The 13,862-nt window shown below is 56.1% G+C and carries 13 protein-coding genes; all 13 read right to left on the bottom strand.

What is annotated here, in order from left to right; translation table 11 throughout:
- Positions 1-15 precede the first annotated feature (15 nt).
- Complete coding sequence (locus M4951_RS20975) at positions 16-597, bottom strand: thioredoxin family protein (RefSeq protein ID WP_262023579.1); 582 nt, start codon at positions 595-597, stop codon at positions 16-18.
- 102 nt (positions 598-699) lie between these two features.
- The gene (locus tag M4951_RS20980; RefSeq protein WP_262023580.1) at positions 700-1,485 is read right to left on the bottom strand and encodes a TatD family hydrolase; all 786 of its coding nucleotides are present in this window, start codon (positions 1,483-1,485) and stop codon (positions 700-702) included.
- A gap of 17 nt (positions 1,486-1,502) precedes the next feature.
- Complete coding sequence (locus M4951_RS20985) at positions 1,503-1,937, bottom strand: hypothetical protein (RefSeq protein WP_262023581.1); 435 nt, start codon at positions 1,935-1,937, stop codon at positions 1,503-1,505.
- 43 nt (positions 1,938-1,980) lie between these two features.
- Positions 1,981-3,693 (bottom strand): NADH-quinone oxidoreductase subunit N, encoded by a 1,713-nt coding sequence (locus M4951_RS20990; protein ID WP_262023582.1) that lies wholly within the window; start codon positions 3,691-3,693, stop codon positions 1,981-1,983.
- A 21-nt stretch (positions 3,694-3,714) separates the two neighbouring features.
- A complete protein-coding gene (locus tag M4951_RS20995) occupies positions 3,715-5,565 on the bottom strand; it encodes a NuoM family protein (RefSeq protein ID WP_262023583.1) in 1,851 nt (616 codons plus the stop codon).
- Positions 5,566-5,619: 54 nt separating this feature from the next.
- Positions 5,620-8,145: an NADH-quinone oxidoreductase subunit L gene (locus M4951_RS21000; protein WP_262023584.1), complete on the bottom strand. Its 2,526-nt coding sequence runs from the start codon at positions 8,143-8,145 to the stop codon at positions 5,620-5,622.
- The gene (gene nuoK / locus M4951_RS21005) at positions 8,145-8,480 is read right to left on the bottom strand and encodes an NADH-quinone oxidoreductase subunit NuoK (RefSeq protein WP_262023585.1); all 336 of its coding nucleotides are present in this window, start codon (positions 8,478-8,480) and stop codon (positions 8,145-8,147) included. Before nuoK ends, M4951_RS21000 begins: the two co-directional genes overlap by 1 nt.
- Positions 8,477-9,214, bottom strand: coding sequence for an NADH-quinone oxidoreductase subunit J (locus M4951_RS21010; RefSeq protein WP_262023586.1), 738 nt, complete (start codon positions 9,212-9,214; stop codon positions 8,477-8,479). Before M4951_RS21010 ends, nuoK begins: the two co-directional genes overlap by 4 nt.
- Positions 9,211-10,515: an NADH-quinone oxidoreductase subunit NuoH gene (gene nuoH / locus M4951_RS21015; RefSeq protein WP_262023587.1), complete on the bottom strand. Its 1,305-nt coding sequence runs from the start codon at positions 10,513-10,515 to the stop codon at positions 9,211-9,213. Before nuoH ends, M4951_RS21010 begins: the two co-directional genes overlap by 4 nt.
- A 137-nt stretch (positions 10,516-10,652) precedes the next feature.
- Positions 10,653-11,858: an NADH-quinone oxidoreductase subunit D gene (locus M4951_RS21020; protein WP_262023588.1), complete on the bottom strand. Its 1,206-nt coding sequence runs from the start codon at positions 11,856-11,858 to the stop codon at positions 10,653-10,655.
- Positions 11,859-11,922: 64 nt separating this feature from the next.
- Positions 11,923-12,453 (bottom strand): NADH-quinone oxidoreductase subunit C, encoded by a 531-nt coding sequence (locus M4951_RS21025; RefSeq protein ID WP_262023589.1) that lies wholly within the window; start codon positions 12,451-12,453, stop codon positions 11,923-11,925.
- A gap of 45 nt (positions 12,454-12,498) precedes the next feature.
- Positions 12,499-13,128, bottom strand: coding sequence for an NADH-quinone oxidoreductase subunit A (locus tag M4951_RS25675; RefSeq protein WP_262023590.1), 630 nt, complete (start codon positions 13,126-13,128; stop codon positions 12,499-12,501).
- A 178-nt stretch (positions 13,129-13,306) separates the two neighbouring features.
- Positions 13,307-13,750 carry a DUF2203 domain-containing protein gene (locus M4951_RS21035; protein WP_262023591.1) on the bottom strand — a complete coding sequence of 148 codons (444 nt, stop codon included), beginning with the start codon at positions 13,748-13,750 and terminating at the stop codon, positions 13,307-13,309.
- Positions 13,751-13,862 lie beyond the last annotated feature (112 nt).

Raw genomic sequence — 13,862 nt, forward strand, 5'->3', positions numbered from 1 at the left:
TCCAAGTTAGATCCCTTACGACTTGAAGTAGTCAGGCTCGCCGCCGGGAATCCACTTAATATTACAGCCGATGCTGGGGGCCTGATCTTCGCTCGGCTTCTCGCCGCGCAAGATCGTATCGACCGCTTTGCGGAGATCTTCGCCGGTCACCGGAATCTCGTTGCCGGGTCGGCTGGCGTCAAACTGTCCGCGATAGGCGAGCTTCTGATCTTTGTCAAACACAAAAAAATCAGGAGTACACGCCGCTTTGTACGCTTTGGCGACTTCTTGCGATTCGTCGTAGAGATAGGGGAACGTGTAACCCCGCGCCTCGGCTTCGGCAACCATCTGCTCCGGCGAATCGGCCGGATAGTTGCTTGCGTCGTTCGGACTGATGCCGACCACCGCGGCGCCTTTCGCTTGGTACTCGCTCGCGAAGCTCGCCAGATCGTCGGCCAGGTGTTTGACAAACGGGCAGTGATTGCACATGAACATCACAACCAACGCCGGCGCGCCGGCGAAATCGGCAAGCGAGACGGACGAGCCGTCGACATTGATTAGCGAAAAATCGGGGGCTGGCGTGCCAAGCGGCAACATGGTGCTGGCGGTTTTGACCATGAGTCAAACTCCTCTACTGTTTCTTGAAACTGGCGATGCGGGTTGTCTCCTATTGTAGCGCAATCCTATCAAGCGGGAAACCAACCGCGACCAGCGCTTCACTCAAACTTCGCTAACGCGGCGGAATAATCGCCGCGCGTTGACGCTCGTGAGTTGGGCGAATTCTTCAAGAGATTCACCCCGGGCAGCGGCGACGCAGGAAGCCGTATGCGCCACATAACCAGGCTCGTTCGGCCGTTTGCCGCGAACCGGTTCGGGGCTCAGATAAGGGGAATCGGTTTCGATCAAGATTCGATCGGCGGGAACCAATTTCGCCACGTCGCGCAAGTCGCCGCTCTTTTTGAATGTCACCATGCCAGCAAAGCTGATGTACATATCGAGATCCAAACATTGCTGCAGCAGCGACGCATCGCCAGTAAACGAGTGCATCACGCCGCGCAGCGGACCACGTTCGGCCGCCGTTTGCAGCATCGCGACAATCTCGGCGCCGCAATCGCGCATGTGGACGATGAAGGGAAAGTCGCGCTCTTGCGATAGTCGCAAATGTCGATCGAAATAATCTTGCTGCAATTCAAAAGGAGCGTAGTCCCAATAGCGATCGAGCCCTGTCTCGCCCAGCGCAACCACCTTGGGATGATCGAGCAGTTCGACAATACAATCCCAATCGCCGGGCTGAGCTTGCGCGCAGTTATTGGGCTGAATGCCGACCGCCGCGTGGATCTCAGCAAAACGCTCGGCCAATTCGATCGCCGTCACGCTATCTTCGGCTGTGGTTCCCACCGCCAACATTTGCGAGACGCCAGCGGCGTTGGCCCGAGCGACGACATCATCGATCTGAGAAATCAGCGTTTCATCAAAAAGATGAGCGTGGGTATCAAACAGCATCATAACCGGAAGACTCTTGATTAGGACGCGGCGAGATCGGCGGCGGCGTCTTGCAGATTTTTAAGATGGCCTTTGGCTAGGCCCCAAGCTTCTTCGGCAATTTCGCGCGGGACGGTTTCATCCGGTAGTGCGTCGACCAGATTTTCCAGTCGCAGAATGAAGCCCTCTTGATACTGCAGGGTTCGCTGCACCAGATATTCGATCGACAAATCGTGCAGGCTGGTGTACTCCATCGGGAAGTTCCCCAGATGCGATTCCAGTCCATCCGCTTCCAAGAGAGTCGTCACCTTGTCGATGACGTACTGATGGTCAACGGCGATCTGTCGCAGCATATTGACCGCATCATCGTCTCCTTCAGCTGCCCACGGACGCGTGTAGCTGAGATACGAAGGGAGCGACGTACGATGAAGCGCCGCAAGTTGATTCAACAGCAGAGCGGCAGGCAATGAAGTCATGCGACAGAGACTTAGCTTTTGGAGGACTTAACTTGAACTACGATTAAGTGATGATGTGCGAAACAGCTTCCAGCAGCCAGGCGTTCAGAAAATCCCAATTAAACAACAGCAGCACTAGCGGCGCCGTGACTAACACCAGGTAGCCGTTCTGAATGATCCCAATCGGCTTTTGCATCGGCGCCGTATCGTCCGATTCGCTATCGATCGTCATCACTTTCGCGATCCGCAGATAGTAAAACAGGCTAATCGCCGTGTTCAAACCGCCGGCGACTAAGAGGAACATCAAAAAGGGAGACGACGTTAGATTCCAGGCCTGGGCGATCGCCGCAAAAATGGCGAACTTGCCGATGAAACCCGCCAGCGGCGGCAACCCAATCAAGCTGACCAGGATCAAAGTAAAACAAACCGCCAATGTCGGGCCTCGCTTCAACATGCCGGCGTAATCCTTGATCTCTTCGCTGCCGACCGCTTCGCGGACAAACGCAATCGCCGCAAACGCGCCCAAGTTCATAAAGAGATAGATCACCGCATACAACGCCAAATAGGCGATCGCCTGACGAGCCGAATTCTTGTCGACTTCGGCCACCGCGATCGCAGCCGGAACCGCCATCATCATGTAGCCTGCGTGTGCGATCGTGGAATAAGCGAGCAAACGTTTAATGTTCGTTTGCGCATAGGCGGCTAGATTGCCAAACGTGCAGGTCACCACCGCAACGACGCCGATCAACAAAACGACAAACTTGCGAGCCGGCGCCAGCGGATCCGAGCTCTTTGCCACCTTCTCCGGCGCCGCTTCGGCATCGACAAAGGCAACTTGCTCAATCGTCGGCGGAGTCGCCCGGACGACTTGATCTGGCTCGGCAGGAAGCGTCGTAAAGCCGACCGCCACTCGCACTAAGAGGGCCAGTGCGGCTGTCTTGGACGCGATCGAGAGAAACGCGTTCACTTCGGCCGAAGCCCCTTCAAACACGTCAGGGCACCAAAAGTGAAACGGAAACGCGGAGAGCTTGAACGAGAGCCCCACGCCCAACATCAATCCGCCGAGCGCCAAAACCAACACTTCCGATCCACTGGGCTCCGAGGCGAACAACTCGCTTAGCCGGGTCGCCATCGTCGGCAAATGAGCCGAGTTCAAGACGCCGCACAAAAGGCTGACGCCATACAGCATGACGCCTGCGGCGCCGGCGCCAAAGACGGCGTATTTGAGCGCCGCTTCCGACCCCTTCTTATTGCGGCGCTGCAGCGCCGCCAACGCGTACGAGGGAACGCTCGCCATCTCCACGCCCATGAAGATCATGAGCATGTGATTGGCCGAAGACATAACGAACATGCCCAGGATCGAGCCGAGCGCCAGCACGACAAAATCGGCGCTGTCAAAGCGCGATGAGAGTTTGGTGATCTTCGTCAGCAAAAAGAAGAGCAGCAAAAAGAAGAGCAAGATCGCTTTGATCGCGATCGCGAAACCGTCATGCGTCAACATGCCGGTGAACGTTTCGGTCGGTTGCAATTGCCCCATTGCGATCGCGACCGGCCCATCGGCGCCGATCGACCACGGCTGAAAAGGGCGCAATACGACCAGCGCGGCGATCACGCCGACAATTCCCAGCCAGACCGCGTCAACCTTTTCCAACACCGGCAGCATGCGACAGAGCAGGATCAGGACGATCGCGACCACTAACGTCAATTCGGCTCCAAACAAAGGCAAGCTCTGCTGCAGCGTATCGATTCGTAGTTGCTCGATCAGTTGGTAAAACATCAGCGCTAGGCCTTGAGGTCGTTAAATTTCGCCATCCACAACGGCGACAGCCGGCACAGCATCAACATGCACTGCCGCAGCGTCCGCCGCATGTTGCTGCAAACCGGGCGCAACGGCGGCGGTCGCTGCTTGTTCGGTTTTCTCCGCTTGCAGTCGCGGGATCTTCGTTTCTTTGGTCCAGGTCGCAAGATCCTGCACTTGTTGGTCGATCGTCGCATCCATGTAGCGGAAGACAGTATGCGGCAGGACGCCAAACAAGATCGCCAGTACGCAAAGCGGTACGGCGATCGTCATCTCACGAATGTTGATCTCGGTCAGCGCCTCGGCATGCGGGCCCTTGTACTCGGCGCCTAGATAGACGCGTTGCACCGCCCATAGGATATAGCCGGCTGTTAAAATCACGACGAAGGCTCCGGCGACAGCGAGTCCTGCGCTGAACTTCCAGACCGAGAGAACGACAAACGCTTCTCCGATAAACCCGCACAGCCCCGGCAAACCAAGACCGGCGAAAAAGACGATGATCGCCATCGACGTGTAAACCGGCATCTTGCCAAAGAGCCCGCCAAACTCGTTCAGATTGCGATGATGAACACGGTCATAAATAACGCCCACCATAAAGAACATGCCGGCCGAGCTGACGCCGTGCCCAATCATTTGGAACATCGCCCCTTTGACGCCCATGTTCCAAGCAACCGGATCGCCGACGACCGTGGCGCTCCAAACACCCAATCCCAACACCACATAGCCCATGTGACTGACCGAACTATAGGCGACCATGCGTTTGAAGTCGGTTTGGGCCAGCGCGGCGAAAGCCCCGTAGATCATGCTGATCACGCCGATCGAGCAAACGACCCAAGCCAGATCATACCCGGCGTCAGGGCAGATCGGGTAGCAGATCCGAATAATGCCGTAGCCTCCCATCTTCAATAACACGCCCGCCAAAATCATCGAGATCGGCGTGGGCGCTTCGACGTGCGCATCGGGCAACCAGGTATGGAACGGGACCGACGGGACTTTGATCGCGAACCCGATAAAGAGGAGCACAAACGCCCACCACTGCAGCGATTTGCCGAACAACAGCTCTTTGTCAAAGACTTCCGAGTGTTGCCCAAGCTGTTGCAAGGCCAGCAGGTTGAACGTGTGAACCGGCGTTTCGGCGGCCGATATCGACTCATGATATTTGGTGGCGGCGGCCAAATGTTGGTCAGGGGCGCCGAGATGCTCGACACCGGCCTGCCGGACGTTGCTGTCAACCAACTGCTGCGGCGATAGTTGCCGCAGATCGCTATTGAAGTAGATCATCAAGATGGCGACTAACATCAACACGCTGCCGAACAACGTATAGAGGAAGAACTTGATCGCCGCATATTCTTTGCGCGGCCCGCCCCAGACGCCGATCAAAAAGTACATCGGCAGCAGCATCACTTCCCAGAAGATGTAGAACAGGAAGAAGTCGAGCGAGACGAAGACCCCCATCATGCCGGTCAGCAGGATCAGATAGAGGACGCAATAACCTTTGACATGCTTTTCGATCGTCCAACTCGCGCCCATCGCCAAGGCGCTGATCAGCGCGGTCAATACGACCAGCGGAAAACTGATGCCGTCAAAGCCTAGGAAGTAGTCGATATTGAACGACGGAATCCAAGGGAGACTGACGACATTCTGCATGCCGGCCGTTTCGATGTCGAAACTGATCGTCTCGTTAGTAGGGAGCGCCATCCCCAATAACACGACCCCAAACATCACCAACGTCGCTAACAGCGTGGTGAAGCGGATCACGTTCTTTTGATCCCCAGGGATCAGAGATATCAGCGCAGCGGCGGCCAGCGGAAAAAATATCAGCGCCGACATAGAGCAAGTGACGAGATCCATAGTTCCAATTCCCGCGGTTAACTAACCTCGGTAAAGGTTGCCTAACGTAAACGACTAGCGAGCAAAACCGTACGACCAAAAACTCATCAGCACGAACATCGCCAGCGCGCCGACGACGATAAACATCACATATTGCCGCAGACTGCCGGTCTGCATTCCTCGCAGCGAATTGCCCGTAGAGTAGGTTTTCGCCGCAAACCAATTGATCGCCCCGTCGATCGCGCCCTGATCGACCCAAGCTTCTCCCCAGCGCGCGATTTGTCGCACCGACCAGGCGATCCCATGCAACAAGCGATCAATGCACTGCTTATCAATCCAGACGCAACAAGCGGCGATGACTTTGGCGGGACGAACGAAGAGAACGTCGTACGCTTCGTCGAACCACCATTTGTGGATCAAAAATTTGTAGACCGGAGCAAATGTGCGCCGTGCGTCTGCCGAATCGAGCACGCGCCACAGATACATGACGCTCGCTAAAAAGATCCCCGTCATCGCAGCGCCAAACGCCATCAACCCGACAGGGGTCCGAATTTCGTCGGCGTGACTCTTCGATTCGTGCAGCCAGACATAGCCGCCGTCGAGACTCGCCATGTCCGACCAAAGGCCGATCGGGCGTCCTTGTTCGATCACGTTGGTCAGTCCATAGTTGCCAAAAATCGGCCACGCGATCGCGACCGCCATGACGGACAACACGACCAGCGGCACGTACATCACGCGCGGCGATTCGTGCGCATGATGGTAACGATGTTCATCGCGCGGCTCGCCTGCGAAGGTCAGGTACCACATGCGGAACATGTAGAACGCGGTGATCGCGGCGCCGCCGGTTGCGGCGTAAAAGAAGATCGAGCCCCAAATGGGATTCGCTGAGCGGAACAGATAGGCTTGCTCCAACATCAGGTCTTTGGAGTAGTAGCCTGAGAAACCGAACGGAATCCCCAAGGCCGACGGCACGCCGACGCCGGCGATCGCCAGACAGCCGACAAGCATCGTGTAGGCGGTGTACGGCATCTTCTTACGAAGGCCGCCCATCTCGGTCATCTCGTTGGTGTGAACCGCATGGATCACCGAACCAGAGCACATAAAGAGCAAGCTCTTGAAGAACGCGTGCGTCACCAGATGCATCACGCCAGCCGCCCAACCGCCCACTCCCAAGGCCAACATCATGTAGCCAAGCTGACTGACGGTCGAATAAGCGAGAACTCGCTTGATATCGGTCGCGACGATCGCAATCGAACCGCCGATCAACAGCGTAATACAGCCAGCACAGGCGATGACCAGCAGCACTTCAGGTGCGAAAACCGGATAGAATCGTGCAACCAGAAACACGCCGGCCGCGACCATCGTCGCTGAGTGAACCAGCGCCGAAACCGGAGTCGGACCTTCCATCGCATCCGGCAGCCAGACATGGAGCGGAAACTGAGCGCTTTTGCCAACGCAGCCGCAGAAGATGCCGATGCCGGCGATCACTAGCAGCCAGTAACCATAGTGCGTCGCATCCCCTTCGGCTTTGCCGTCGCGCCAAAGCGGTACTTGCGCGAGAATCTGTGACTCCAGTTCCTTCGTCGTCGTCCCCGGCTTCGCGGCGACGATCAGCTCTTCCACTTTCCCTTTCGCTCCTTGCAGCACCATGCCGTCGGGCACGCGTAGCTCATGCAGGCCATTTTCGCCGGCAGGTCGCAGCAGCGAGAACAAGCCATATTCGTTGGCGTCCAGCTTGCCGTCGGCGTTGCGGTCGACATCGCCAAAGTTGAAGGTCGCCAAGCTCGCCCAGATCGCCATCAAACCGATCAGCATCCCAAAGTCGCCGACGCGATTGACGATGAACGCTTTGTTCGCCGCGGTCGAAGCGCTGTGACGTTCGACGTAAAAACCGATCAAAAAGTAACTGCACGCGCCGACCAATTCCCAAAAGACAAAGGTCATCGCGATGTTGCCGGCGATCACCAACCCTAACATGCTAAAGCAGAACAGGGACAGGTACTGGAAGAACCGATGATAGCGGCCGGGGCGTTTCAAATGCGTGCCGTCGGCCAAGGTCACTTCGTGGTCGGTCATCTCATGCAATTCTTCATGCATGTAACCGCCGGCATAAAAGTGAATGCAAGTCGCAATAAAGGTCACGACGCAAAACATCACGATCGTGAGCGCGTCAATGTAATAGTTGATCGCAACTTCAGAGCCGTAAAAACGCCCCAGCGAGTACCAATGTCCCGTGTAGACCGGAGGCACAAAGTGCGCTTCGTCCGCATGTTCGTCATGCTCGCCATGGACTAGGCCATCGGCGTGGTCATGCTCATGCTCTCCGTCATGCAGTGCGGTCAAACGTACGCGGGGCGCTGAGATCGCCGCATGCGACTCCTCATGATGAGCGTGATGCGTCTCCGGCGGAGCATGTTGCGACATCCAAATTGCGGCGGCCGAGAAAGAACACATCGCCGCGGCGGCGATCGCTCCGGTGGCGATATACGCTCCCAGTTGTTCGAGCCATTTGCCGAACAAGAAAATGACGAAGAACGAAACCAGCGGAAGTAAAACCGCAAGTCCGAGCAGCAGCGGCAGACTGTCTTCGGGAGTCAGCATCAGCCCTTCAACTCATTCGCCTTGTCGACGTCAATAGTGGAGTGGTTGTTGTAATAGTTGAGCGCAATCGCCAAGGCGACCGCCGCTTCCGCCGCCGCCAACACAATGACAAACAGCGCGAGCAAATTACCTTCGAGCCCTAGATTGTCTTCGCGAAAGTAAGGGCTGGCGAACGCGACGAAATTGATATTCGCACCGTTCAACACCAGTTCGACCCCCATCAGGATCCCCAGCGTGTTGCGTTTGGTCGCCATGCAAATGGCGCCGGTCACAAACAAAAAGGCGCCGACCGCCAGAAAATGGGAGAGCCCGACCGGCTCGGTCAAAAAGTTCATCGATCGCCTCCCTCGGTCGCTTGCGAAACCGCGCTCCGTTTCGAACGCGCCAGATAGGCGGCGCCGACCAGCACGACCAACAAGTGGACCGATACAATTTCAAACGGGAGCAAGTAGCCTGAATAGCCGGGCGAATCGAGCTCCGGCTTGTCGACGCGAACCCCGACCAATCCCAAACCAATCTGCGAGGTCAGTTCGGGTTGGCCATATTTCACTTTCGCCAACAACGGACGTAGCTTCGCTTCTTCCGCCGCGGTCAACTCGGTCCGGTTATCGGCCGCCATCGCGGCGATGATTTCTTCTTCCGCCGCGGTCACTTCGGTTTGCAGTCGAGCCTGATAATCGCTCGCGTGCCAGGCCGGGATGCTAAACGCAATCTGCGTCAGCAGGGCCAACAGCGAACCGCCGACGATCAACGCCAAAATCCAATCTCCGGCTTTTGTCTTCATGCTGATAAACGCTTGTTGCGCCGTCAGCATGACGCCAAAGATCAGCAGCACCACCGTGCCGCCGACGTAAATCATCAACTGCATCGCGCCGACAAAATGGGCGCCGGTCAAAAAAATCAACCCACTGGTCGCCGCCAGACTAAGGACCAAAAAGAAGGCCATCCGCACGACGTTGCTTGAGACGACCATCGCCAACGCAAAGCCGCACGCGATGAAAGAGGTGAGATAAAAGAAAACGGTGTGCCAATTAATTTCGGCCGCAAACAACAAGGGGAAGTTGATCATTGAGCGCCCTCCGGTTGTTGCATCGGGATCAGGGCGACTCGATCAGTGGAGTCATCCTCGAGCGAAGTTTGCGCCTCTTGTTGTGGACCGCCTTCGACCGCCGAGTTCAGTTCGTACGCTTCGGTCGCCAATCGTTTCTCTAACTGCTTCATCTCGTTGTCGATGTCTTGCACCCAACCTTCGCGAACATCTCCGCGGGACTGCATCGGCATGACGTCATTCAAAAAGGGAATATGGAGCGCCGTCCACAGGACCGAACCGAGAAAGCAAAACGCCGCGATCGGTACGCAATACTTCAGGCACATCGAGATGACCTGGTCGATCCGTAAGCGGGGAAGCGTCCAACGAACCCACATCATCACCACAACCCCGATGACCGCTTTCAAAAGAAAGTTGCCCAGCCCAACCAGGTTGGCCAGCGTTTCCAGCGTAAAGTTGCCTTCCGGCACCCAGAAGAAAATCGGGATCGGTCCGTTCCAGCCGCCGAAGAACAAAATCGCCGCTAAACCGCTCACCAAAAACATCGAGCCATATTCGGCCATGAAAAAGAGACTCCAGCGAATGCCGGAGTATTCGGTCAAAAACCCAGAGACCAATTCGCTTTCGGCTTCGGCCAGGTCAAACGGGGCGCGATTCACGCTGGCGATGCCGCAGGTAAAATAAACCCAAAACAACAGCATGCAAAAGGGATCGTGAAAGAAGAGCCAATTGCTGAAGAGCCCTGACTGCTGATCGGCGATCGTCACCAGATCCATCGTGCCGCTGATCAATACCGGCACGACCACGCAAATGCCGAGCGGAACTTCGTAGCTGACGACTTGCGCGGCTTGTCGCATGCCGCCGAACAGCGACCATTTGGAGCCAGATCCATATCCGGCCAAGATCACGCCGAACACTTCCAAACCCAACACGGCGATCACAAAGAACAACGCGATGTTCAGTCGCACGCCTACCCAACCGCTGGCGAACGGCAAAGCCAGAAACGCCGTGAAACTAGCGGCCAACGAAATATAGGGAGCCAGCTTGAAGAGCAGGGGATCGGCGTCCCTGGGCATCAAGTCTTCTTTGCTCAGCAGCTTAATGCCGTCGGCCAGCGTTTGCAGCCAACCAAATTTGCCGCCGGTGCGCGTCGGTCCAAGTCGATCTTGGATGCGACCGGCGATCTTGCGCTCCATCCAGATAAAGACGACCGCGCCAACGGCGATCACATGCAACAGCAAGACGGCTTGAATGATCGCAGCCAATAACCAGCCGAGCCAATCCCAACCTTCTGGAAACCAGGTTGAAAAATAGTCGGCCATTCGTTCGCGATCCTTACGCTATGCCGTGGTAATTGGAGTAAATCTCGGCGCTGTTTGATGCGGATATCATAACGCTCGAGGCCGGTGATCGAAACTACTTAGAGCCTGAAAATAATCATCGAAAGGCTAGCCAGCGGCTAGCGATCAATTTCTCCCATCACAATATCGAGCGAGCCGATGATCGCCGGAACGTCGGCAATCAAGCAGTCGCGACACAGTTCTGGCGCTACCGACAAATTGCAAAAGCAGCTGCTGCGTGCTCGCGCCCGCAGCGGAATCGATCCGCTGCCGTCGCTCACAATATAGAAACCCATTTGCCCGCGTGGGCACTCCGTCTCTAAATACGCTTCCCCCTTGGGCAACTTGGCGGCCAATTTGATCGGCGTTCCCCAGTCTCCTGTCGATTGACTATATTTTTCGATTCCCTGTCGCAACAGATCGATCGCTTGAATCACTTCGAGCATCCGCACGTAAAAACGGTGCCAGCAATCGCCCAGCACCGCATCGGACGGAACCGGCGGATACTCGTGATCGCGCGGATAGCTGCCGTTCTTCTCGACGATCACTTCAAACGCATACCCTGCGTACAGCGAGGTATATCGCTCTTCACCGTCGCGACGCAGATCATAATCGACGCCCGATCCGCGCAAAACGGGGCCTGAACACCCATAGTCGATCGCCATCTCGGCAGACATCACGCCGATATTGGCGGTTCGCTTGATGAAAATCGCGTTGTTGGTCAGCAGCGCGTGATAGTCCAAAATCACCGGCTCGAACTGATCGAGAAACGCCGTCAATTTTTGCAGCCAGCCCGGCGGCAAGTCAGCGGTTGCGCCTCCCGGCGTGAGATAGCTGTAAGTCAGCCGAGCGCCGCACGCATCTTCGAGCAGATCGAGAATTCGTTCTCGCTCGCGAAACGCGTACAAAAAGGGACTGAACGAACCGAGATCGAGTCCATACGTGCCCATGCCGACCAGATGACTCGCGACACGATTCAGCTCGGCGATGATGACCCGCAGATGGCGAGCTTTCTCAGGCAGGTCGTAGTCGATCAATTTTTCGACCGCCAACGCCCAGCCGAGATTCATGTTCATACCAGCCAGATAGTCCATCCGGTCGGTATAGGGAATCCATTGCCGCGGCGTCAGATTCTCGCCGATTTTTTCGGCGCAGCGATGCAAATAGCCGATATGCGGCGTCGCTTCCGAAACAACTTCGCCATCGGTTCGCAGCACTAACCGCAACACGCCATGCGTGCTGGGATGCTGCGGGCCCATGTTGACCAGCATTTCATCGGTTCGGACGTCAATCTCAACGATGCCGGAAGTAGATGCCGTCGCCATAACCGCTTCGTTCCGCTGATGCCAACAAATGTTACTAAACTGACCGTCAAACTCTTCGCCGCAACTAACGTCCGCGAATGCCGTGGTATTCCAACGGCATCTCATAATCTTTCCGCAAGGGATAGCCGACCCAATCTTCGGGACACAAGATTCGCTGGAGATTGGGATGCCCGGTGAACCAGACGCCTGACAGGTCGTACGCTTCCCGTTCGTGCCAGTCGGCGGTGCTCCAGATGCCGGAGACGCTAGGAACTTCGGGCAATTGCCCCGGCACGTCCTCTTTCCAGCGGGGCAGCATCACTTTCACGACTAGCGTCGTTTTGTACTGAATGCTGGAAAGGTGATAAACCACTTCCAGATGCGGGCCCCAAGCAGTCTTGGCCGCTTTCTTTGCGTCGGGCTCAAAATAGTCGACGACGCAAATCGAATTGCAGTAATTAAACCGCAAGTCTTCGGCGTCGCGCAGATAGCGGCAAAGCTCGATCACTCCGCCTGGCTCGACTTCGATCCACGGATCGATCGCTTCCAACTCGACACGCGCCACCAAATCGCCGAATCGCTTTTCGAGTCGCTCGATAAATTGTTTACCGCTCATGTCGTTCGCCGCTCAAGTTGTGATCTCAAAGTTGAATCAATACGTCTAGCGAGTTTCGGCCAGTTGCTGGGGCCGAGGAGGGGTCGTATGAACCGACATGCTTGGCCCAGCGCGCGTATCGCGTGTGATCGCGCGCACCCAATCCAGATCGCCTCGCTTCCAAACATACGCGAAGCCAACCAGCAGCACCGCGAAGAAAACGCCGATATCGGCAATGCAGGTCCAAAGCAGCGAACTCGCGCCTTTGCGAACTTGCTCTGGAGTCACCGTGCCTGCGAGAACCTCTTCGTTCAACGTTTCCGGCAAACCAAATTCGCGATGCAGTCCAGCAACCGCCGGAGAGAGGGTGACCGCTCCTTCGACGCTTTCATAAACGACCGGAGCGCCAGGGTCGGACAATTGCGCCGACTTGCCAAACACAACCGCCCACGGAAAGAAGAACGCGACTTCGACATCAAAGATGATGAACAGCAACGCGACAACGTAAAAGCGAAGATCGAACTGAACAAAGCTAGAGCCAATCGTTGGCTCGCCGCATTCGTAGATCTCCAGCTTTTCATCGCCGGGATTGTTCGGCCGCAGGAACATGCCCAACAAGATATTGAAGAACACGAACGCCATACCGACACCGCCGAACAGCAATAGATAGCCGACGATCGTCGTAGAAAGTGTCATAGCGATCCCTGCGATGGCGATGGGAAAACCTTGCCGTGCCTGCGGATCGATCGTTGATAGAAATCGCCGATCTGATCTTTAGGGACGACAGAAGCAATTAACCCCGGATTGTAGAACTACGGGGGATCAATGCAACTAGCTGGCGGTCAAGGAGAAGAAATTTCCCGCAACTGTTGAATTAATTCTGAAAGATGGTGTCTGACGTGATCGGCTGACGACCGGCGAAACCAGCGTCCATTTCGTGCCAATGCGTCACGACCGGCTCTCCCAATTTCCAACAGAGATAGACCGTCTTGCCGTTGATGTTGGCCGGAAAATCGACCAGACCTTCGGGACCGCTCTTCGGTTCGACGCCCAATTCGCGCAGTTCTTCGACATAACTTTGCAGGCGCTGTGAATCGCTTTGCAATTCATCTTTCACCAATCGCAATTCTTCAGCATAGACGCGCGGGGCGCTGTCATAATTGGCGCGGCGCTCAAGATCGACGAGACGTTCACGACGAGAAATCACATCCCGCGAAAGCTCGACGATGTCAGCCACGATTGCCGAGACAAGGGGCAACATCGCATTCGCCTGGGCGACCGTAAAAACGCGAACCGACTGAGCGGAAGATGAAGTCATCGAATAACCTGCATCGCTTTTCAAGACAAGACTTACTTCATCAAGTCTAAGCCTGACTCGCGTAATTGAAAAGCGACCCACCGCGGTTTCTTGAGATGACGGTCGAACCTGA

The sequence above is a fragment of the Blastopirellula sp. J2-11 genome, from assembly GCF_024584705.1.
Taxonomy (GTDB): domain Bacteria; phylum Planctomycetota; class Planctomycetia; order Pirellulales; family Pirellulaceae; genus Blastopirellula.